Annotated in this window: 16 protein-coding genes and 2 pseudogenes; 9 read left to right on the top strand and 9 right to left on the bottom strand. The window is 63.7% G+C overall.

Annotated features, from left to right (window positions below; genetic code table 11):
* Positions 1–52 precede the first annotated feature (52 nt).
* Both mnxG and AAHM40_RS06035 read right to left on the bottom strand, forming a co-directional pair.
* Complete coding sequence (mnxG, locus tag AAHM40_RS06040; protein ID WP_342243855.1) at positions 53–5,863, bottom strand: manganese-oxidizing multicopper oxidase MnxG; 5,811 nt, start codon at positions 5,861–5,863, stop codon at positions 53–55.
* 535 nt (positions 5,864–6,398) lie between these two features.
* Positions 6,399–7,019: a lytic transglycosylase domain-containing protein gene (locus AAHM40_RS06035; protein ID WP_342243854.1), complete on the bottom strand. Its 621-nt coding sequence runs from the start codon at positions 7,017–7,019 to the stop codon at positions 6,399–6,401.
* Between the two features lie 166 nt (positions 7,020–7,185).
* Here AAHM40_RS06035 and gspG point away from each other — a divergent pair, with 166 nt between their 5' ends.
* Both gspG and AAHM40_RS06025 read left to right on the top strand, forming a co-directional pair.
* A complete protein-coding gene (gspG, locus tag AAHM40_RS06030; RefSeq protein ID WP_342243853.1) occupies positions 7,186–7,608 on the top strand; it encodes a type II secretion system major pseudopilin GspG in 423 nt (140 codons plus the stop codon).
* A 5-nt stretch (positions 7,609–7,613) separates the two neighbouring features.
* Entirely contained in the window at positions 7,614–8,804 is a 1,191-nt protein-coding gene (locus tag AAHM40_RS06025) for a type II secretion system F family protein (RefSeq protein ID WP_342243860.1), read from the top strand.
* Positions 8,805–9,082: 278 nt separating this feature from the next.
* Here the strand turns inward: AAHM40_RS06025 and AAHM40_RS06020 are convergent, their stop codons facing one another.
* The 3 genes from AAHM40_RS06020 to AAHM40_RS06010 form a co-directional block, all read right to left on the bottom strand.
* Positions 9,083–9,610 (bottom strand): response regulator, encoded by a 528-nt coding sequence (locus tag AAHM40_RS06020; RefSeq protein ID WP_342243852.1) that lies wholly within the window; start codon positions 9,608–9,610, stop codon positions 9,083–9,085.
* Between the two features lie 190 nt (positions 9,611–9,800).
* Positions 9,801–11,231 (bottom strand): sigma-54-dependent transcriptional regulator, encoded by a 1,431-nt coding sequence (locus AAHM40_RS06015; RefSeq protein ID WP_342243851.1) that lies wholly within the window; start codon positions 11,229–11,231, stop codon positions 9,801–9,803.
* A gap of 5 nt (positions 11,232–11,236) precedes the next feature.
* Positions 11,237–12,649, bottom strand: a complete 1,413-nt coding sequence (locus AAHM40_RS06010; RefSeq protein WP_342243850.1) for a HAMP domain-containing sensor histidine kinase — start codon at positions 12,647–12,649, stop codon at positions 11,237–11,239.
* An 879-nt stretch (positions 12,650–13,528) separates the two neighbouring features.
* On the opposite strand from AAHM40_RS06010, the gene AAHM40_RS06005 reads away from it, so the two are divergent.
* Positions 13,529–14,347 (top strand): outer membrane protein OmpK, encoded by an 819-nt coding sequence (locus tag AAHM40_RS06005; protein ID WP_342243849.1) that lies wholly within the window; start codon positions 13,529–13,531, stop codon positions 14,345–14,347.
* Positions 14,348–14,454: 107 nt separating this feature from the next.
* Positions 14,455–14,766: a hypothetical protein gene (locus AAHM40_RS06000; RefSeq protein ID WP_342243848.1), complete on the top strand. Its 312-nt coding sequence runs from the start codon at positions 14,455–14,457 to the stop codon at positions 14,764–14,766.
* A 268-nt stretch (positions 14,767–15,034) separates the two neighbouring features.
* Here AAHM40_RS06000 and AAHM40_RS05995 read toward each other — a convergent pair whose 3' ends face one another.
* Positions 15,035–16,474: a sodium:solute symporter family protein gene (locus tag AAHM40_RS05995; protein WP_342243847.1), complete on the bottom strand. Its 1,440-nt coding sequence runs from the start codon at positions 16,472–16,474 to the stop codon at positions 15,035–15,037.
* 386 nt (positions 16,475–16,860) lie between these two features.
* Here AAHM40_RS05995 and AAHM40_RS05990 point away from each other — a divergent pair, with 386 nt between their 5' ends.
* The 3 genes from AAHM40_RS05990 (at position 16,861) to AAHM40_RS05980 (ending at position 19,504) form a co-directional block, all read left to right on the top strand.
* A complete protein-coding gene (locus tag AAHM40_RS05990; RefSeq protein ID WP_446731541.1) occupies positions 16,861–17,697 on the top strand; it encodes an arylamine N-acetyltransferase family protein in 837 nt (278 codons plus the stop codon).
* 94 nt (positions 17,698–17,791) lie between these two features.
* A complete protein-coding gene (locus AAHM40_RS05985; protein ID WP_446731539.1) occupies positions 17,792–18,541 on the top strand; it encodes a phytanoyl-CoA dioxygenase family protein in 750 nt (249 codons plus the stop codon).
* Positions 18,542–19,036: 495 nt separating this feature from the next.
* Positions 19,037–19,504, top strand: coding sequence for an LEA type 2 family protein (locus AAHM40_RS05980; RefSeq protein ID WP_342243844.1), 468 nt, complete (start codon positions 19,037–19,039; stop codon positions 19,502–19,504).
* 26 nt (positions 19,505–19,530) lie between these two features.
* Here AAHM40_RS05980 and AAHM40_RS05975 read toward each other — a convergent pair.
* Positions 19,531–20,220 (bottom strand): annotated as a pseudogene (locus tag AAHM40_RS05975) (sulfotransferase family 2 domain-containing protein); the annotation flags it as partial.
* A 198-nt stretch (positions 20,221–20,418) separates the two neighbouring features.
* On the opposite strand from AAHM40_RS05975, the gene AAHM40_RS05970 reads away from it, so the two are divergent.
* A complete protein-coding gene (locus AAHM40_RS05970) occupies positions 20,419–20,760 on the top strand; it encodes a zinc ribbon domain-containing protein YjdM (protein WP_342243843.1) in 342 nt (113 codons plus the stop codon).
* A gap of 61 nt (positions 20,761–20,821) precedes the next feature.
* Here AAHM40_RS05970 and AAHM40_RS05965 read toward each other — a convergent pair whose 3' ends face one another.
* Together AAHM40_RS05965 and AAHM40_RS05960 are read right to left on the bottom strand one after the other, a co-directional pair.
* Positions 20,822–21,229 (bottom strand): type II toxin-antitoxin system HicB family antitoxin, encoded by a 408-nt coding sequence (locus AAHM40_RS05965; RefSeq protein ID WP_342243842.1) that lies wholly within the window; start codon positions 21,227–21,229, stop codon positions 20,822–20,824.
* Between the two features lie 32 nt (positions 21,230–21,261).
* Positions 21,262–21,425: pseudogene (locus AAHM40_RS05960) on the bottom strand (type II toxin-antitoxin system HicA family toxin).
* 150 nt (positions 21,426–21,575) lie between these two features.
* Between AAHM40_RS05960 and AAHM40_RS05955 the strand changes: the two are divergent.
* Positions 21,576–22,370, top strand: a complete 795-nt coding sequence (locus tag AAHM40_RS05955; protein WP_342243841.1) for an NYN domain-containing protein — start codon at positions 21,576–21,578, stop codon at positions 22,368–22,370.
* The last annotated feature ends 2 nt before the right edge of the window (positions 22,371–22,372 follow it).

The raw sequence follows: 22,372 nt of genomic DNA, 5'->3' as shown, positions 1-22,372 counted from the left end.
GGGAGCGAATTCATTCGCTAATGAATTCGCGCCCACCGTTGGTCATCGCCCCCTACTGCTCGTCGGTCACCCGCAGCAGTCCCCAAACCCCGCCGACGTTGCCGAAGGCCGCGTAGTCCCGGTACAGGTAGTCACCTGGCACTGCGTTGGCGCCGCCCGCACTCGGGATCGACAGGCTGAAGTGCGCCGCTGGCAGCACGCTCTCCTGGGCGCCGATATAGAGCGCCGCCGGATTGATGCCAAAACGCAGCGAGCCGATTCCCGCGCTCTTCAGCGGGTAGCCCCAGACATCCAGCTTCTCGGACAGGAAGGGGTTGAACGCCCAGACATGGCCGTCGAGCTGGAAGGTCATGCCGCGGCTGCCACCGGACGGCATGGTCACGTGGGTGCGGAACGGCTGGCCGGGCTTGACCTTCATGATCGGGGTCTGCGGGTCGCCTCCCACCAGTTCGTTGCTGTAGGCCATGTGGGCATTGGGCACATCCCCCCAACCCTGCCCCTGGGCGTGGCCGAAGGGCGCGTCCGGAGCCTTGGCGAAGCGGTACCACAAGGGCTCGCTCTTGTAGTTAACGGCCATGCCGGAGTTGTCCTTGGGATCGGCCGGGATGCCGAAGCCCTCGGAGGCCATGTTTTCCACCGGCCGGCCATCGGCCCAGCGCATGTTCAGCGACTTGTGCAGCACCAGCGAGAAGTCGCGGTACGGCGTGCCGGACAGCGGGGTCACGGTGGCGGCGGCGCGCATGCCGGTGTCCTCGGTCCAGGTGGCGCCCTGGGGTGCGATGCTCATGGCGCCGGCCAAGCCTTTCTGGCCTTGCTTGACCGGGTCGGCCGGCAGCAGGTTGAAGCCGCCGAACTCCACCGGGGTGGCGGTGATGTTGTCGACGCTGCGGCCGAGTTGGGTCACCGGCTTGCCTTCCCGTTCCAGGTGACCGACGTAGAACTTGTAGCTCTTCGACGGCCAGGCTCCACCTGCCGCGATGCGCGGCTCGACGGTCTGCACCGGGTTGATGCCGACGTTGAAGCCGTCGGCCTTGGTGATGTCGTAGGCCAGCAACTGGGTGTGCAGACCGACGTGGCTGGAGGGCCGCATCATGTTGTTGTTGAAGGTGGTGGAGCCCTGGGCGCTATTGCGGTCGCGCTTCACCAGGCCCTGCATCACCGCGTAGGTCGGCAGGTCGGGCATCACCTGCGGCAGGCGGTTTTCCAGGGTGATATTCACGCAGTCGCCAGCGGCGGCACGCAGCACCAGCGGCTCGACGGGAACGCCGGGCTTCAGCTTGCCAGTGAGCGGGTCCAGGTCGGCCTTGCGCACGTAGAGGATGGCGGTCGGGTCATGCAGCGGGCCGCTCTGGCCGCCAATGGTGAACACCTCGCCGTCTTCTTCGTCCACCACCGTGGCCTGCGGGATGGTCACCGGCCGCGAGTTGAACACCAGGGTGCCGCCCTGCGGGTTCAGCGGTCCGCCAGCATGCATGCCCGCCCCGACCGGATCGCCGATGGTCAGGCCCAAGGGGTTGCCGAGCACGTCGTTGGCCAGCACAGCGACAATCTCGTAGTTGCGCTGCACGGTGCTGCGGGTGCCGATCCCGCTCGGGTTGGGGCTGGTGCGCGGGCACACCCCATCGAACTGGGTGGTGTTGCGCGAGGACACCGGGCGCGGGTTATTGGGCAGGGCGAACAGGTCGGCGCGCGGCTGGGTGTAGTTGCGCATCACGCCCCAGATGCCGTTCCAGTAGCCCTCGATGGAGGCGTCCATGTTGTACAGGTAGTCGGCGGCGTCATAGGTGGTGTTGCCGGACATCATGGTCACCGGAGCGACGAAGCCGAACTGCTCGGAGATGCCGACCATCTGCGAAGCCTTCCAGCCCGAGTTGCCGCTGCTGCCGAAGCCGGTGCCCGAGTGCAGCCACTTCACGCCGTGCAGGGTGACGTTGTGCTCCTCCTCATGGCCGCCGGCGTGCATGCGCAGCCGCACGTTATCGCCGGAGTACGCCCGCAGCAGCGGGGTGAAGGGGTCGCCCGGCAGGTCGCCAGCCACGTTGATGTGCGGCGGGAAGGCCGTGCTGGCGCCGGTCGGTCCGGTGGCCGAGCTGATGGCGCTGGGTGCCAGGTTCAATGCCGGAATGGCACGGTCGGTACGGGTCTGCAGGGCATAGGCGAGGTCGCCCGCCAGGCCATCGGCCTGCATGCCCGGCTTACCATCCGGCGCTACCTTGTTGGGGTCGAAAATCCGCAGGCCCACCGGTTCGTTGCGGTAGTTCACGACGAACATGCCAGGGTCATCCACCGAGATGGCCTGCGGGCAGGGCCGGCTCGGGCAGCCTGGGAGCTGGCCACTGGCAACCTCGCGTACCGACTCGAAGAGGTTCGAACCGGACTGACGCACGGGCGGGTTGATGGCGTAGCGGAAGCTGTCCATGGAGGTCGGATAGGCCCCGGCATCCGGGATGCCGTCGGGGCCGGCGCCGACATAGACGCCCGCCTCGTAGGCATGCTGGAAGTCGCTGTACTCCATGAAGAACTCACGGAAGCTGTCGTTCTTACCGTCGCCGTCCAGGTCACCGGTGGCAATCACTGCTTGCCAGGAAGTCGGGCCGCCGTCCTGGCGGGCGCCACTGTAGAGCGGCTGGCCGGTTTCGCCGTGGTACCAGCTGGAGCCTGCCGGTTCGGTGAGCACCGTGGCGTAGAGACCGATCTGCTGGTGGGTGGACGGGCCGAAGTGGTCGTGGGTGAAGATATTCCCCAGGCCACGGTCGACGTTGTAGGTGTTGATCAACGGGTCGGCGAACCAGCGCTGCAGGGTCGTGCGGGCCCCTAGCCAGTCGGCCCGGCCGAACTGGCCGAAGTACGGATGCTGCTTGGCCACCGGACATTCCAGGGTGCCGTCACGGGCGTCGCCTTCGGTGCAGTGGTTGTACTCGCGGATGGCATGGATGCGTTCCACCACGCTGGCCGGCGAGAGCGTGCCGTCCTCGTAGTTCCAGCCGTTGGCCGAGCCATCGGCGGAGGTCAGGTCCCACTTCGGCAGGTGGATATGCTGGCCAACGATGTCGGTGGGGGTGCGCACCTGGTAGTCGTCCAGCTCGTACACCGCCGGGATCAGGTTGGTGTGTTGGTACATGGTGCAGTCGAAGGTGTTCATCCGCATCACCAGCGGCTCCGGCGGCTGCTGCTTGTTGATCACCGGCCAGGCGTCTTCCCAGAGGGCAAGAATGCGGGTCTGCGGGAAGTGGTAGCCCACCTTGTTGAACACCGCATCGAACTGGATGTTGGCGCCCTTGTAGACGCGCGGGCGGTCGGCGGTGAACGCCGAGCTACCGGTGAATGACTGGCCGTTGATGGAGTCGCCACTGTTGTAGCGACCCACCGCGGAGGCCTGGGTCAGGCGCTTGCCGGTGTCGTCCATGCACGGCTCGTTGTAGGGAGCGCCGGCCACCGGCAGGCCGCCGTTGGTGCGGAAGCCCTTCGGTTGCACGGCACCGCCTGGCAACACGGCGAAGCTCGGGTGGCTGGCTTTGGCATGGAAGGCCATGGCCGATTGCTCAACGTCGGTACCCTCTTCCGGGAGGAAGACTGCCTTGGCGCGATGGACCACCTTGGAGAAGTCCAGGGCGCTGGTGACCACTTCGGCCTCGCCGCCAGCGGACACGCCATCCAGGGTATGGCGTGGCAGACCGCCGTCCCAGCCACCGGACTGGGCCGGGTCGATATTGGCCCACAGCGGATTGCCGGAATCCTTCAAGGCCTGGGCCTTGGCGGCATCCAGCATGTCGAGCGGCGGGGTCGACAGACGCTGGCCGACGGTATTCTCGATGCCGCCGATCCAGAACGGGAAGCCGGGGTTCTTCAGGGTGCCGTCGGCGTTGCGGTTGGCTTCGCTGCGGTCAACCAGGGCCACGGAGCCCACTGGTTTGAGTTCGGGTTCGTGACCGGAGTCGTCGTCACCCTCTTCGTGATCGTCGTCATCGTCGTGATCGGCGACCCGTTCATTGCCGTACTTGGGCACCACGGCCACCTTGCCCGGCATGGGCGGCAGGGCCTTGCCCGGTAGCGGGACGATGGCCGGAATCGGCGTGCCGGCGACGATTTCGCCATCCGGCAGGGCGCGGGCGCCCTGGGCAGGCAGGCCACTGCGCAGTTCGAAGGCTTTCTTGTGGAAGCCGTCGTCGCCCTCTTCGGACACCGCCAGACGGGTGCCTTCCTCGAACACATCGTGAATACGCCACATGGCCCACATGCCCTGGGCGAAGTGCGGATAGAAGTGGCAGTGGTAGATGGCGTCGCCGGAGGTGCGGTTACGGTTGCCGGACCCGCCGTTGGCGATTTCGTAGGTGTAGCCCGAGCCCGGGCCTATGCCCTGGGCGTCGATGTAGTCGGAGTTGTCGTCATTCGGGTTGAACAACCACTGGTGGCCATGCAGGTGGAACACGTGCTGCTCGTAGCCATTGTGGCTATTGCGGAAGCGCACGGCATCGCCGATGTAGCTGTGGGCCACGTTTGACGGCTCGGAGGGGAACAGGGCCATGGTCGCCTTGACCCCGGTGGTGCCCTCCGGCGGCACCTGGCCGGGGAGGATGCTTTCCAGGCCGACGTTGGCCGGCACGTCCACCTGCATGGCGATGTCACCCACTGTCGATGCGCTGAGGAAGAACTCCTCGTAGGCGCAGGACAGGCAGTCGTGCATGGGACCAACGCCGAGACGGTTGGCCACCACTTCGGCACCGATGCCGCCGGAGCCGTAGTTGATCATGAAGGAGTCGCGGGTCGGCTCCAGCACATGGCCGAACACCGGGTCGTTCCAGTAGCCGGGGAAGGCCTGGGCCACGGCATTCTCGTCATGGAATACAGACGAGAAATCGCGGAAGGGTTCCAGGCGATTGGGCAGCGCCGGGTTGCGCTTGCCGTAGCTTTCCAGCGGGTAGGTGTTCTGCGGGAAGGTGCCATCGGGGTTGGGCCCCATGACCACGGCATCGGTGTCGCTGGAGATGATCTCACCGTTGTCCATCATCGCAATGATCGGCAATCCGGCCTTGCCCTCCTCGTCCCAGGGGGCGTCCTGCGGGTAGCGCGCTTCGTAGTCGATGATCGGCTGCCCGGCCGGAGTACGGCCGGTGGTGGCCAAGCGCATTTCTTCTTCCGTGACCACGTTGCGGTAGGTGCGCGCACCCTTGGGCAACACCACCACCTGGCCGAACAGGCCGTTGGCGGTGTTGCCGCCCGTGCCTTCGCCGCCGAAGGTAGCGCCGTAGCTGCTGGCGGCGAAGGCGCCTTCACGCTCGGCGTAAAGGGTGTAGCTGCGGCTGCCGCCGGGCGGGATCAAGGTGTTCTGGTTGCGGCCGGCGTTGGTGGCGATGTCACCGATATCGTTGACTGCCTGCATGCCGTTGACCTGGAAGCCGACATGGCGGTCGGCAACCTGTTCGTCCTTCTTGAACAACGGGTCGTCCGGGTTGTTGGGGTTGGCCTGGTGGGCCAACAGGTTCTGCAGGTTGATCGTCAGGCAATCACCGGAGGCGACGCGCAATACCAGCGGACGCGGGCGCTTGTCCGGACGCAGCGCCACTTCACCGGGCACTGCGGCGCCCCCCTGGGTGAGCGGCACTTCGTTCTTGTCCACGACGTCGCGACGCAGGGCGAACATCATGCCGTTGATGTTCTGCGCACCGAGGCGGTTGAACATCAGCGGCTGATCGAGGGCCACGACGTTGGCCACGATGTTGCGCTCGCAACGGATCGCCGCCGCGGCGTCTTCGCCGCCAAGGATGGCGCCCAGCAACAGCAGAACGCCGCCCAGATGTAGAAATGCCCCCTGGGCACCAAAGCGGAGGGGAGTTGCACTGCTCGAAGGGTTAGTCCGGTTCATCTTGGCTGACCTCGGTATCAGGTGCATGGATGCCAAATAGAGGGCAGGACCGTCCCAGCAATGCCTGTGCCATCACAGAAAATGCCAAAAATTCAATTACTTATGATGAAAAACCAAGAAATGGCCAGCACTTCCCCCACCCGATTCCCACCCAATTCCCCGGTTTTCTGGGGGCAGTAAGCGGGCGGGGAACGCCGCCCCCCTGTAGAAGAGAATTCATGTGCGAAGGACCGCGTAACGGACGTATGGGGTGGACGGCGATTTGCCGTCCACCGGGCAGAGTCCAGCCAGGGGCCGATGGTGGATGAAAGGCCGTTATCCCGTTACGCACTGGCTGCCGCTGGTGGGCTGAAGCCCACCCCTACGAGCGGCCCCTCCCCAGCGCGGCGCGAATGAATTCACGATGTCTGCATGACGTGTTGTAGGCAGCTCCTACTAGGCTCTTGGCCGGATGGGAAATCTCTCGCAACAGCTAACGCAGGCATAGCCAATGAATTCGCGGAAAAAACGCCCCCGCATCTGGGGAAATTCCCCACTAGCGGGGTCGTTTTGCGTCGGCCTGGAGGCGCTGGTAATGCCTCAGGACGCTGGGGACATAGCGCTGGGTTTCCGGGTAGGGAGGAATGGCGCGGTTGTAGGCGAGCACCGCGCCGGGACCCGCGTTGTAGGCCGCCAGGGCCAGGGAGAGGTCATTGCCGAACAGCTTCATCATGCGTTTGAGGTAGCGCGCTCCACCCCGGACATTCGCCGTCGGGTCGAATACGTCATGCACGCCCAGGTCCCGCGCGGTGCCGGGCATCAGCTGCATCAGGCCAGCGGCGCCCTTGGGCGAAACAGCCGTGGGGTCGTAGTTGGATTCGGTCGTGATCACCGCGTGCAGCAGCTCCGCCGGCAGGTCGTATTCGAAGGCCGCCTGGGCCACGATCAGTGAATAGCGCGGCGCCTTGAGCGGCCCCTTGCGTACCGGTTTGACCAGGCTCGGCGCCTTGGCCTGCACAGGCCTCTCGCGGGCCACGCGAACCAGTTTGCGGTCGGTTCGGTGGATGTTGGTGAGCATTATGGCGCCATTGGCGGAGACCACCTGGTAGATATCGGCACGGGCCTCAACAGCGGTGGTCGCAAAGATGCTGAACAGCACCAGGGCGGGCACTTTCATCGTTTTTTCTCCCCTGTGAGGGCCAATCCCCTTCGGGTTGTACGGTGCTGTACGGTCAGCAAAGCACGTGCCGGATAATCCGACCGGCGATGTGTCGCCCCCCTCGCCCGCTCGTCGTGCACAGCTCTTGCATAGCCGTCTGCAGTGACCTGCAGCGGAGGCTCCCATGAAGATGCATCGTCGACCCGAACTGGGTTTCACCCTCCTTGAACTCCTGGTGGTGCTGGTGGTGCTCGGCTTGTTGGCCGGCATTGTGGCGCCCAAGTATTTCAATCAGCTGGGCCGCTCCGAAACCAAAGTGGCCCGCGCACAGATCGAGGGGCTGGTGAAGGCCCTGGATATCTACCGTCTTGAGGTGGGGCGCTATCCCAGCACCGAGCAGGGCCTGACGGCGCTGGTCAGCGCGCCCTCCGACGAACCGCGCTGGGCCGGCCCCTACTTGCAGAAGGAAGTCCCCGAGGACCCCTGGGGTCGCGCCTATGTCTACCGCTCCCCCGGCGAGAACGGCGATTTCGAACTGCTCACCCTGGGCAAGGATGGCCAGCCCGGCGGCGACGGCGAGAACGCCGAAGTCACCAGTTGGCAATGACTGCCATGCGCTTTCAGATCAAGGCGGTCCGCGCCCAGGCCGGGGTGGTCGCGCTGGTGGTGGAGGCGGCGAGCCAGGATGACGCCCGCCGCCAGGTAGAGGCCCAAGGGCTGCGGGTGCTCGCCCTGCAGCCCGAGCGTGGCTGGTCGTTGCGAGGCTGGCGTCGGCGCGAAGGCTTCCCGCTGCTGCTGTTCAGCCAGGAGCTGACCACGCTGCTGAATGCCGGGCTGGCATTGATCGATGCCCTGGAAAGCCTGGCCGAGAAAGAAGCCGACCCGCAGGCACGCAAGGTACTGGGTGGCCTGGTGCGACTGCTCTACGAGGGCAAGTCGCTGTCGCAGGCGCTGGCGCAATTCCCCGCGATATTCCCCGCGCTCTACGTGGCGCTGGTGCAGTCCAGCGAGAAGACCGGCGCGGTGGGCGATGCCCTGGGCCGCTACGTGGCCTACCGCACGCGGATGGACGAGGTGCGGCAGAAGATCATCAGCGCTTCGGTGTACCCCGTGCTGCTGTTCATGGTGGGCTGCGGGGTGTTGCTGTTCCTGGTGGGCTACGTGGTGCCGCGTTTCAGCCTGGTGTTCGAGGGGCTGGGTTCGAACCTGCCGTGGTTGTCCCGGGTGCTGTTGCACAGCGGGCTGTTCCTGCATTCGCACCAGACGGAAGTCTTCGGCTGCGCCGCGCTGACGCTGGTGGCGCTGGTCCTGCTGCTGCGCCAAGAGAGCGTGCGGCGTGCGCTGGGACGCCAGGTCGAACGCTTGCCGACGATCCGCGAGCGCATTCGGATCTATGAGCTGGCGCGCTTCTACCGGTCCCTGGGCATCCTCCTGCAGGGCGGCATTCCCATCCTCACTGCCATCGCCATGGTCCGTGGGCTGCTCGGCGCCGCCTCACGCCCGCGACTGGACCAGGCCGCCACGCGAATCCGCGAAGGCCAGGCGCTCTCCCGCGCACTGGAGGAGCATGGGCTGGCGACTCCAGTGTCGCTGCGCATGCTCAGGGCCGGTGAACAGTCCGGCAACCTCGGCGAAATGATGGAACGCACGGCCGACTTTCATGACGAGGAAACCAGCCGCTGGATCGAATGGTTCGTGCGCCTGTTCGAGCCGCTGCTGATGACCTTCATCGGGCTGATCATCGGGGTGATCGTGATCCTGATGTACATCCCAATCTTCGAGCTGGCGTCGAGCATTCAGTGAGGGGCATCCCCTCTCCTCCGTCGCGGCTACGCGATGCCGTTTCAGGCATGACCATAGGCAAGCCAGGCAAGGCCACTCATGACCATGGCCACGGCGAAGCTGAGGGTCTGGTGTTCCAGCAAGAGTTCGAGCGAGAGCATGGGGCAGTCCTCGTGTTCGGTTGGTGATCCACAGCCCGGACACTAATTCCGCCCGACCTCGTCGGTCGATCTGTCAACTTTTCGCCCTGTAAAGAAAAAGCGCAGGTCGATGCCTGCGCTTGTTTCGATCCGGCGACGTCAAGCGCCTTTCTTGGCCTGCTTCAGAGGTTCGTCGGAGCTTGCCGCGGGGCGGCGGCGGTCGGAGAGCACCCAGGCGCCGTCGTAGAGTTTCAGCGGGAAACTCACCTCGCCGCCATGGCGACGATCCACCTGGGCTGTCTGCTCGGCCGGCGACTCGCGCAGGGCGCCACCAGGCAGGCCGTGGAGCACCACGTTGCCCAGCTCATGCAGGGGGAAGGGCTTGAGGAGGATGATGTCGATGTTGCGCTCGATGGCGCGGTTGCAGACCTCGATGCTGGGGTGCGCAGTCATCAACACCGCTTCGCAGCTGTGCAGGGTGCGCATGGCATCGAACACGTCGAAGCCGGTCATGTCCGGCAAACGATAGTCGAGCACCAGCAGGTCGGGCTTGAAGTTCACCACGACCTCCAGAGCGATGGCACCGCTGGCGGCGGTTTGCACTTCACAACCAAGCATTTCCAGGTAGATCTGGAAGTTCCCGGCGAGTATTTCTTCGTCGTCGACTATCAGTACTTTCTTCGACACTGCGGCTGCTCCCCTGTCAGGAGATCGGACGGCGGCCAGGCTGACCGCTGATTGCATCCCTGCACGTTCCGAGCCAAGACTGCATCGACCCGACCGGGTCGATGATTCGTAGAGTCTAGATCGGCCAGGAAGTTTCACTAGAGCGCATCCCCCGACCTTGGGCGGGAGATGCCCCGGGATCGGGGTCTGCTCAATGATGCTGGCGGTCGGGTCGCTCCAGGCCCAGCTTGTCAATGCGGTAGCGCAGCATGTCGCGGGTCAGGCCGAGCATCCGGGCGGATTTGGAGATGTTCCAGTCGGTCTTGCCGAGCACCTTGACCACAAGGTCGCGCTCGGCATCGGACAGGCTCAGGTTTTCGTCTTCCAGCCCCATCGGTTCTCCCAGCATCGCCGGCAGGGCGGCCTCGGTGACACCGGCGCCGGCCAGCAGGCCGCGGCAGATGGTCAGTTGCTCGGGGCTGATGACATTGCTTGGCGCCAGCAGCACGGTCTGTTCCAGCATGTTGCGCAGTTCACGCACGTTGCCTGGCCAGCTGTAGCCCTTGAGTACTGACTTTGCTTCCAGGCTGAAGCGCAGCCCCGGCTTGCCGTAGCGCTTGCCGTGCTGGGCGACGAAGTGTTCCGCCAGAGTGAGGATATCGTCGCCACGGGCACGCAGCGGCGGCACCTTGATGGTGATGATGCGCAGGCGGAAGAACAGGTCGCGGCGGAACTTGCCCTCCTGGACCATCTGTTCGAGGTTGCAGTTGGTGGCGCTGATGATGCGCAGGTTGACCTTGCGTTCGCGCACCGAGCCCAGGCGACGGATGGTGCGGTCTTCCAGCAGTTTGAGCAGCTTGGCCTGGAGCAGCAGGTCGATCTCGCCCACCTCGTCAAGGAACAGGGTGCCGCCATCGGCCGCTTCCACCAGGCCCACGCGGCGATCCTTGGCGTCGGTGAAGGCGCCCTTCTCGTGGCCGAACAGCTCGGCCTCCAGCAAGTGCGAGGGAATCGACGCGCAGTTGAATTCGACGAAGGGCCCCTTGCTGCGCGCGCCGTCGAAGTGCAGGGCGCGGGCCACCAGTTCCTTGCCCGTCCCGGTCTCGCCCTCGATCAGCACCACCGGCAGGTCTTCACCGGCCATGCGTTCTTCGGCACCCAGCACCTGGCGCACCATGTCCTTCATGGCGCGCATGGGTCCGGAGTCGCCGATCAGGCCGGTGAGCCCGGAGTCCTGGGCTTCACGTTGCTGGTAAAAGGACAATCGCTGCTCCTGGCGCCTCGCTTCCAGCACCTTGTCCACCACCAGCTTGAGCTCGGCCAGGGCCACCGGTTTGGTCAGGTAGTCGCTGGCGCCGGCCTTCATGGCTTCCACCGCGCCCTGCACGTTGCCGTGGCCGGTGATCATGATGACCTTCAGCTGCTCGTCCAGTGCGCGGGCGCGGCTGATGAGGTCGCACCCGCTCATGCCCGGCAGGCAGTAGTCGGTCAGTACCAGGTCAGGATGCTGCGCCTCGATGATCGGCAAGGCTTCCTCGGCCGAACTGCAGACGATGACGTCGAACTGGCGACGCTGCAGGTAGGTGCAGAAGTTATCAGCCAGGATCTCGTCGTCTTCGACAATCAGAATGCTGTTGCCCATTTTTGTTATCTCCCTGCCGTGGCCCTGAAGGTCAGGTGCACATTGGTACCGGCGTTCTCCCGGCTTTCGATACTGACGGCTCCACCAAAGCGCTCGACTATCTTGCGCACCAGCACCAGGCCAACGCCCAGGCCGCCGCGCTTGGTGGTGTGAAAGGGTTTGAAGGCCATGTCCAGCATGGCCGGCGACATGCCGCCGCCCGTGTCGCTGATGGTCAAGTTAAGCAGTTGGCGACGTGCATCCGGCTCCAGGCTGACCACCAGGCGTCCGCCGCGCGGCATGGCTTCGATGGCGTTGGAAAGCACGCTGCCCAGCAGTTGCTGCAGGAGCACCGGATGACTGACCACCTTGGGTGCCTCCCGGGTCTGCCAGTCAACCTCGATGCCGGCGTGGCGAATCTGCGGTTCGTAGGCGGCCAGGGTCTCTTCAAGGGCATTGGTGATGTCCACCGGCTCCTGGTCACCGGAGAGCGGGCGGGCGGACAGCAGCAGCTCGCGGACCCACTTCGACATACGATCCACCTGGGTGATGATGTCGCACAGGTTCTTGTGCAGCGGCCCCGGGTCCACTTCCAGCGCCAGCTCGGCACTGGAGCGGATGGACGCCAGCGGGTTGCGCAAGCTGTGGGCAACGGCGGTGGACATCTCGCCGAGCAGCGCCAGGGTTTCGTTTTCCACCAGCTGCCGCTGCTGGTCGTCCACCAGGCGCGAGGCATGGCGCACGAACCAGAACAGGCTCAGGTAGATGATCGCGCCGCCCAACGCCGTGGCGATCCAGAGCAGGACGAAGCCGCGATTCATGCGGGCGATCAGGTCCACCGGCTCCTTGTAGATCTCGATGACCGAGAGCACTTCGCCGCGGCTGTCCTGCAGCGGGATGAAGCTTTCCAGATACAGGCTGTGGGGCACCCGCATGAAGTAGCCTTCCGCGGGGCAGGCGTCGGGGCCGTGATGCTCGGTGGTCACCGTATCGCGGCTCCGTACCGCTTCGTTCAGCTTGGCTTGTTCCAGCGACCGCCCACCCACCAGTTTCGGGTTGGTCGACCAGATCACCACGCCATCGGGCGCGTAGACATTGGCCAGCAGCACATCGGGCAGGCGCACGATATGGTCGAAGAACTCCTCGTGGGACTTCACCAACTGCTCGTGGGAAACACCGAGGCGCGCACCGTCGACACGCTTGTCGAGAAATTCGCCCAGGGTCAGGCCCGGGGAGAAGTTGCCATGGATGACTTCGACGTCTGCGATGGACTTGATGAACTGGGCGCTGAGCATGGCATCGCGGTCGATGCTTTCACGCATGAGAAAACGGGTCGCCGCCAGGCCGAGCAGGATGGCGACCACCAGGATGATCACCAGGCTCACCAGGGAAAACCAGCGGAATAGATTGAAGGGCTTTTTCGCCAGCGCCATCTTCATCGAAACCTCCCCTTGTGTGACCGTCGGTTCGCTCGCAAGGCGAGCGTCAGAAAGACACCTACGGCCGGGTCGGCAACTCCGGCACCGACCCCGGTATTTATAGCGCAGGCCCCATCGCCCGCAGCACTGCCGTTCAGTGGTCACCAACAGGTAGAACGGTAATTTCCCCAGTTCCCCACCCACTTTTTCCCCAGTTCTGGGGACCCAGTCCCCAGCCGCCGGCGGGCTCTTCCCCGGTCATTGAAGCGACACCTCCCATGGCCCCCGCGACGCAGGGCGCGCGGTGCGGACTGGTATGAAAATTGCGCCCTCCAGCTTCCACGAAAACACCGAACACAGGCGCCGGACGGACGGCGAAGTTCCTCGACTGGAAGGGTGATACCTCGACAACATCCGGCGGATCTGGCGCCTGGCTCCCTCGCCGGTCCAGGGCGATGAGCACCGCTACGCCCGGTTCAATCCCACTTAACCGGCTGCCCGCACCCGAGTATTGGAAGCCCCCTTCCGTGCCGCTGCCCCGCAACTTCCCAGACGCCCCCACGGATACCGCATCGGGGCGCAGTGCATCACTGTCCATCGGACTGCATATGGCCGGGCACTGATGGGCTGGCTCTGACGCCGCCCCAAATCAAGGCAAAACTGCCCACGCGGTCAGTTTTACCTCCCCAGAGTTGTGCATCTGGTCAGCTTCCAGCAGTTGGGAAATGTCCTCGAACTTCGCGCAAACACTTGAAAAACAGCGCTTTCCCCCGATAATCGCGCGCCCTGCCGCTTGCCCTTGGCATCTTGGCGCCTTTCTTGCTCTCCCCGGCAGGCCTGACCAATCAGACAAGTTCTACGCAGATAGACACAGCTTAAGACCACTGGAGCCAACACCCGATGAACCGCACCCTTTCCACCCTGATGCTCGCCGGCGGCCTGCTGGCGACCGGCGGCGCCCTGGCCGACGGCCCCCTGCTGTGGCAGGACAACAGCCTGACCTACCTGTACGGCAAGAACTTCGAGATCAACCCGGAAATCCAGCAGACCTTCACCTTCGAGCACGCCAGCGGCTGGACCTGGGGCGACCTGTTCGTCTTCGTCGACCAGATCAACTACAACGGCGAGGAAGACGCCAACGCCGGCAAGAACACCTACTACGGCGAATTCTCCCCGCGCCTGTCCTTCGGCAAGGTGTTCGACCAGAAACTGGAATTCGGCCCCATCAGCGACGTGCTGCTGGCCACCACCTACGAGCGTGGCGAGAACCGCAACCAGAACTACCTGATCGGCCCAGGCTTCGACCTCAAGCTCCCCGGCTTCGATTACTTCCAGCTGAACTTCTACTACCGCAAGCCCGACGGCATCACCAGCAACCCGTCCGGCCAGTGGCAGGTCACCCCGGTATGGTCCTACACCATTCCGGTGGGCAATTCGGACGTCGTGATCGACGGCTTCATGGACTGGGTGTGGAACAACAAGGACGCCACCTCCGACCGTCCGAACGACCTGCACGCCAACCTGCACTTCAACCCGCAGATCAAGTACGACCTGGGCAAGGCCATGGGCTTGAGCGCAGTGAAGCACTTCTATGTCGGTATCGAGTACGACTACTGGAAGAACAAGTACGCCATCGACGACAGCAGCTTCCTCGGCGACGAGATCCTCGGCGGCACCAACCAGAACACCTTCAGCCTGCTGGCCAAGGCGCATTTCTGATGGCCGCGGGGCCCGTCGCAATGACGGGCCCCTCTGTCTTGCGCCTTCCCGAAGGCGGGTAGAGAATGCGCGGCAGTCTTAGCCTGCAGTCAGACAAGGAATCGCCTATGGCCAGTGACAGCTCTACAGTTTCGCCGCGCACCCGGGGCGAGAAAGTGGTCACTGGCGGCTGGCTCGCCCTTGCCATCGCCATCCCCGTCAGCTGCATTTTCTCCGACGAACCCTTCGACTTCTCCGCCAGCCTCGCGCTGCTTTCCCTGCTCACCCTCTGCGCCGCCTTCGCCTGCTGGCCCCGGCTGTTTCTCACGCCCATCAATTACCGTGGCCTCACCGACAGCATGCCCCGCGGCACACTGATCGCCATGGGTGTTTTCACCGGTCTGACGGTATTGCGCGGCATGGTCGAGTTGGTGGCCTGAGGCGCATCGCAGGAAGCCTTCTGTAGGGGCGAATTCATTGGCTATGCCTGCATTGCGTGTTGCAGGCAGCTGTATTGCCCGTAGGAGCTGGCTTGCCAGCGAATGGCCCCGTTTCGCTGGCAAGCCAGCTCCTACAAGGCGCTTGGCCGAATGGGAAATTTCCCGCAACAGCTAACGCAGACATAGTGAATTCATTCGCCCCTACAACGTTCCTCCCTGCCAAAGAAAAGCCCCGCGCAAAGGCGGGGCTCGTTCATGCATCGACCGATCAGGCCGCAACAGGCTCCAGGGATTCACGACGGCTGCGCACGAACTGCGGCAGCAGCGAACCCAGCAGCATGCCCAGGGCACTGAACAGCAGGCCGGCCAGTTGCGGCGGCCAGAAGTCGGTCTCCGCGTAGGTGGCCTCCAGGTAGATCCAGGACAGCAGGCCGAAGGCGATGGCCAGCAGGGCACCCTGGGTGGTGGCGCGTTTCCAGAACAGGCCGGTGAACAGCGGCACCACGGCAGCGACCAGGGTCACCTTGTAGGCGTTGCCGACCATCTCGTAGATGCTCGCGTCGGAGTACAGGGCAAAGACCGAGGTAGCCGCGGTCATCACCACCACACTGATACGCATGGCCAGCAGGAACTGGCGGTCGGTCATGTCGGGGATGAAGCGCTTGAGGACGTTCTCGGTGAAGGTCACCGACGGCGCCAGCAGGGTGCCCGAGGCGGTGGACATGATCGCCGACAGCAGTGCGCCGAAGAACATGATCTGGGCGAACAGCGGGGTACGCTCCATGATCAGGTGCGGCAGGATCATCTGCGAGTCTTCGGCCAGCCACTTCTGCACCATGGCCGGGTCGATCATCGAAGCGGCGTAGGTGAGGAAAATCGGCAGCATGCAGAAGCTGAGGTAGAACACGGCACCGGTCATGGACGCGCGGGCAGCGATGTTCTCGGTCTTGGCCGACATCACACGGGCGTACACGTCCTGCTGCGGGATGGAGCCGAACATCATGGTCACCGCGGCAGCGATGAAAGCGACGATGTCCCGAGGCTCGAAGCTGTGCATGAAGGTGAACTTGCCTTCGGACGCGGCATGGCTGATCACCACGTCGGCACCACCGGCCATATCACCGATGAGCCAGGTCAGGTACACCAGGCCGACGACGATGATGATCATCTGCATGAAGTCGGTCAGCGCCACCGACCACATGCCGCCGAACAGGGTGTAGAGCAGCACGATGGCGGTGCCGATCAGCATGCCCTGGGTGGTGGTGATGGAGCCGTCGGACAGCACGTTGAACACCAGGCCGAGCGCGGTGAGCTGGGCAGCCACCCAGCCGAGGTAGGAACCGATGATCACCAGGCTGGTAATCAGCTCGACGTTCGGACCGAAACGCTTCCTGAAGAAGTCACCGATGGTCAGCAGGTTCATGCGGTAGAGCGGACGGGCGAAGACCAGGCCCACCAGCATCAGGCAACCAAACGAACCAAAGGGGTCTTCGACAATCCCGGCGAAGCCTTCCTCGATGAAGGTCGCCGGTATGCCCAGCACGGCTTCCGAGCCGAACCAGGTGGCGAACACCATCGCCGCGACCAGGGGGAAGGACATGCTCCGGCCGCCGGCCGCGAAGTCCTTGGAGTTTTTGACACGAGTGGAGGCGTAGAAACCGACACCAACTGTGATCAGCAGGTATACCGCAACAAACCAGATCAGCATTTGTTCTTGTTCCAGAGGCACGCCCGTCGGGGCCGGGAATCTGAGGGGCAGGCGCCTCGGCTGACGGAGTTTTTGTTATTGATGGCGGGGGGCCGGCACGGAGCGAACCGAGCGGTTACCACGGAGGCGAAGTCTGCCAAAGACGTAAAATATGTCAAACAAATACGATGCGTATGAGCAAAAAAATCGACAGAACGCCTCTGACCTCATCAACAACACTTGCCTCAATACGCTGATTTTCAGGTCTTTTTCACGACACCCTGCACTCCGTCAGTCTTTTATTTTTTACAGACCCCGTTGATTAAGAAAGACACCAAGCTACCGGTCGTCGCCAGTTAAACGGCATCTGCTAGCATCCAGGCGTCATCGTCATGGAGCCGACCCGCATGTATGCGCTGAACCCGCAGCAGACCGAGTCCTACCTGCGTCATCTGGATACCTCCGCACCGCAGCACCCCGACCTCGCCAGCCTCGACCGACTGATCGCCGCCCACCAGCAGCGGGTGGCCTTCGAGAACGTCGACGTGCTGCTCGACCGCCCCATCCACATCGACGCCGACGCTGTGTTCGCCAAAGTGGTGGAGCGCCAGCGCGGCGGCTACTGCTACGAGCTGAACAACCTCTTTGCCCGACTGCTGCTCGCCCTCGGCTATCACGTCGAAATGCTGGGTGGCCGGGTGCGTTGGGGCCTGCCACTCGACGCGCCACAGACCATGCTTTCCCACCTGATGCTGCGCGTGCAGCTCCCGGAAGGCCCGCACCTGGTGGATGTCGGCTTCGGCTCCGCCACACCTTGGCGTGCCGTTCCCCTCGAAGGCCCGATACCCGCCGACCTTCCCTACCGCCTGCGTCCGCAGAATGACGGTACCGGCGAGGTGCAACTGGAAAATTTCCGAGCCGAAACCGGCTGGGCGGCCTGCTACCGTTTCGGCCCGGAGGTGCATGCCTGGGTCGATTGCATCCCACGCAACTGGTACACCTCCACCCACCCCAACAGCGTGTTCCGCCAGATTCTGATGACCGCATGCAGTCAAGGCGAATGGCGCCTGACCCTGACCAACGGCACCTTCAACAAGCGCCACCGCGACGGGCGCGTGGAAAGTCGCACGATCGAAGACGCCGGCGAACTGGTCAATGTGCTGAAGAACGAATTCCTGCTAAACCTCACTGCCGACGAAATCGAGCCGCTGCGCCAACGACTGGAAAGCCTGCTCAATGGCTGAGTGATACCGGTATCGATGCCTTGGCGGACCTCCAATGGTGGACCGGTGAAGCGTGGTCCACCCTACAGGTAGCTCCAGTTGCGAGGGCATGCCGATGTCCACCGCCGCCCATCTCCGTGACCTGAACGAACAGGGTTTCACCCTGCTTCCCGGCGTGCTCGACGCACCCGCCATCGCCACTTTGCGTCGGCTGATGGACCAGCTCCAGCCCATCCACTGGGACTACATCGGCCTGGTGGACGACCATTTCAAATGCGTGTTCAACCGGAGTAAGGAGTGGCTGGCCTTCCTCGACCTGCCCGGCGTCATCGAACTGGCCGAAGCAGCACTGGGTGAGGACTGCCACGTGATCGGCCAGACCGCTTGGCGCTGCCACCCCGGCTTTGTCGGCGCCGAGCTGCACCTGGACCACCTGGTGATGGAGCTGCCGGAAAGCCTCTTGGCCGACCCGGCTTTCCAGTTGCCGATGCAGGTGCTTACCGCGCACCTGTACCTCGACGATATCGACGCAGACCTCTGCCCCACCCTGGTGATCCCCGGCAGCCACCGCGCCGGGCGCAAGCCCCAACTAGGTGAAACCAACTGGCGCGGTAAAATGGCCGATGCCGTGCTGTGCCAGGCTGGCGATGTGCTGATGTTCCGCAGTGAGCTCTGGCACGCCGGCAGCCGCAACCGCACCACGGACCGCAGTCGCTACCTGCTGCAGGTGCACTACGGACGGCGCATGGTGGCGCAGAAGTTTTCGCCCTACCTGGGCTTTCGCTTGAACCCCGACGTGCTCGCCGCCTGCACTCCACGCCAGCGCCGCCTGCTGGGCGACCATGAAGCCGCTGAATACGACTGACGACGAAAAACCAGGCAAGTGCTTCCAGCCCCTGCCCCATGGGCGATCCACGCATTTATCCCAAAGATATCCACAGAACCGCGCACAGTTTCTGTGAGCATCCCGCGCCGACGTGCCACGCCCAGGGTAGCGACGGTCTCAATCACTGGACAGATCACAGGCCTGCCTGTTGCAACCCCATGAAAGCCTGGCCCACACGCCTGTACAAAAACCGATCAACCTCTTGCATGCCACTATTTCCGGCCGCTTCAGACACCCATCCCAAAGCTATCCACAGTTTGCCCCACAGATTCCGTGGGTATCCGCAACGAGCGCCCGGTAGCCGCGGTTGCACCCTTCTTGAGCATGAAACGAACAACCCGCGATACGCCTTGTGGCGCAGGCCATGGCGCAATCCATCCAGAAGATATCCACAGCCTGCTCCACAGAAAATGTGGGCACGCCCGCACCGGCCTGATCTTTACTCAAGGCAGGACCCCGAGCAGGAAGCCTTCCGTGCACACCACCCGCCTCGCCGCCTTGTTACTTCCACTGCTGCTGGCAGGTTGCGCCGGTTTCGGCACACGCGACCCGTTGCAGGTCGACCTCGCCGGCATGGAACCCATCCCCGGCGAGGGTCTGGAAATGCGCTTCAACCTCAAGCTGCGGGTACAGAACCCCAATGAAAGTGCCATCCACTACAGCGGCGTGGCCCTGGAACTGGACCTGAACGACCTGCCCCTGGCCAGCGGCGTCAGCAGCCAGGGCGGTACCGTGGCAGGCTTTGGTGAAACGCTCATCGAAGTGCCAGTGACCATCTCGGCCTTCTCAGTGCTGCGCCAGGCCTGGGGCCTCACCGGCGTCAGCCCGGTCCAGAATGTCCCCTATGCCCTGCGCGGCAAACTGGGTGGCGGCTTCTGGGGCACCCGACGCTTTACCGATGCAGGCGTGCTGAGCATCCCCGAACCCACGGATACGCCGTAGTGTGGGCCGGGAGGGCCATCCTCACTCATCTCGAAGTCGCGCGCATAGACACGCCGTACCAGCCGCCGCGTGCGCGGCGAACAGAACTCACGCACCGGTAGCTGCTGGCATTGTTGCGTAGGGTTCACATGGGGTAACGGGGCAACGATGTCGAAACGCTGAAAAATCGAAGCGTAATCGCGCTCCAGGATTTACTGGCGGCCGATGAAATCCATCGCCAGGTTCCCCAGGGAGTCCACCAGGAAGTCCGTCTGCGGGGTGAAATGCACCTGCTTGCGCACGTTATCCACGTGCAGCCAGCGGCTGACGAACTCATCAAAATCCCGATAGCGGCACACCCTGCGCTGCGCCGGCATCTCACGCGCCCTCAACTTGCTGTTGCGCAGGTAGCTGTAGGCGGAATAGGTGCGTTCCAGCGGGTCGCGCACAAAGGCGAACCTGAAGGCCCGCGCATAGTGCTAGGGGAACTGCTGCTCGTACCCGTACAGCGGCACGTGCCCCGGCTGCCAATTGCCGAACAGCGCCGAGCTGATGCTGCTGCCGGCGCACTTGGGCACAGGGATGAAGTGGCACCCGTTCAGGCCAAACTGCGGTGGCAGCCCGACGCTGGCCGACATCGACCGATTCACCACCTCACGACCCACCGCACTCAGGCGGCTCAGCAGGAAACTGCGCTGCTCCCTCGGGACCCGCTTCCAGAACACACGTTGCAGCATTGCACCCTCGATGCGAGCCAGGCCCGCGAACTATCAGTGCACGCAGACTAACAACCGGTTCCAGCGGGAAGATTTAGGCATGGTCAAGTCGGTAAAGCACTCGACACATCCCGCTTACAAAAGCGCAGAAACGGGCAAAGCGATGGCAAAACCCTATACAATCCATGGTTTTTCGTGACACCGACGTCGAGGTAAACCGTGAGCACCCTGCCGCCCTGCCCCAAATGCAACTCCGAATACACCTACGAAGACGGCGCCATGCTGATCTGCCCGGAGTGCGCCCACGAGTGGTCCGCCGATGCCGGCGCCGAAACGGCCGGCGACGACAAAGTGATCAAGGACTCCGTTGGCAACGTCCTGCAGGACGGTGACACCATCACCGTGATCAAGGACCTCAAGGTCAAAGGCTCGTCCCTGGTGGTCAAGGTCGGCACCAAGGTGAAGAACATCCGCCTGGTGGACGGCGACCACGACATCGACTGCAAGATCGATGGCATCGGCGCGATGAAGCTGAAATCGGAGTTCGTGCGCAAGGTGTGATGCGCCTTGCTCCCCTCTCCCTTCAGGGAGAGGGGCCGGGGAGAGGGCTTACAGCCGCCCCTCATCCCTCCTGCAACACCCGCAGCGCCGCAGCCGCCAGAAAGCCCGAACGACTCTTCTGCTCCGGGTGCTTCCTCACATAGTCATCGATGCGATTGAGCAGATAGCCCGGCAGCGTAATGTTCAGTTTTTCCGCCTTGCCCATGTAGCGCGTCACGTCGATACCCACCAACGCCCAGGTGCAGCCGGCATATTCGGGATTGGCTGCATGGAAGGTCACCTTCCGCGCCACCGGAATCGGTGCCCCCTCCTCCGCCAGAATTTCCAAATGCCCCTCGATGGCCTCGCGCGCCATGGCCATCGCGTCATCCAGATCATCGCCCGCAGAGAAGCAACCGGGCAGGTCCGGCACCTCCACGCCCCAGGCTTGCCCATCGTCACCGGGAAGAATCGCGATTGGGTAAAGCATGAGGTAGCTCCTCGGGAAACGATGAAACGGACTCACTTGAGGCCCGCCTGCTTGAGAATGCTCGCCGCCGTTCGGGGCAGCAGGTCCTTCTTCGGGTGGGGTTAGTCACCAGCCCCGGCTTCGTCGAGTGCTTGAAGTGGTGGTGACTGCCCCTGATCCTGACCAGAAACCATCCATCGGCCTCGATCAGCTCCATGAGTTGTCGGCGATTCACGTCCAGTCCTTGGCGCGGATTTGGTGGTTATAGTAACCACCAAACACAGAACTGCAATTCTCTGATCGATAGATTGCCACTGACCGCCCACTTCGCAGTATGGTCAGTCATCCACAGCACCAGGGACGAACCATGGCCATCAAACCCCAAGCCCCTCGCCAGCAGAAGCACCTCGCGGTCCTGATCGACGCCGACAACGCGCCGGCCGCCATCATCGGCGGGTTGTTCGAGGAAATCGCCAAGTACGGCGTGGCCAGCGTGAAACGCATCTACGGCGACTGGACCGGCCCGCAGCTGGGCAGCTGGAAGAAGGTGCTGCTCGACCATTCCATCCAGCCCATCCAGCAGTTCGCCTACACCAAGGGCAAGAACGCCACCGACAGCGCGCTGATCATCGACGCCATGGACCTGCTCTACACCCGGCGCTTCGACGGCTTCTGCCTGGTCTCCAGCGACAGCGACTTCACCCGCCTGGCCGCGCGCTTGCGGGAAGAAGGACTCAGCGTCTACGGCTTCGGTGAAGAGAAAACGCCCAAGCCCTTCGTCGCGGCGTGCGACAAGTTCATCTACACCGAGATTCTTAGGGAAGACGCCGCCGAACCCGCCAATGGCAGTAGCGACAAGGCCCAGCCCGAGCCTGCCGATACCCCCACCCGGACCGCCCGGCCCAAGGCACAGAAGGTGCCGGTGGACTTCATCGCCAAGCTCATCGACGACCTCTCCGACGAGGACGGCTGGATCCAGCTCGGCGCCCTTGGCCAGAACATCACCAAACTGCGCCCGGAGTTCGACGCCCGCCTCTACGGCTTTCGCAAGCTCAGCGACCTGATCAAGGGCCAGAACAAGCGCTTCGAACTCCAGGTACGCGGCAGTAGCGCCAGCGGCGGCGAATCGCTCTATGTGCGCAACCGCAAGGCCAGCAAATAGCA

The sequence above is a fragment of the Pseudomonas sp. OTU5201 genome, assembly GCF_038440135.1.
GTDB classification, from domain to species: domain Bacteria; phylum Pseudomonadota; class Gammaproteobacteria; order Pseudomonadales; family Pseudomonadaceae; genus Metapseudomonas; species Metapseudomonas resinovorans.
The sequence above is the reverse complement of the archived record's forward strand: the minus strand, read 5'-3'. Positions and strand labels throughout refer to the sequence as shown.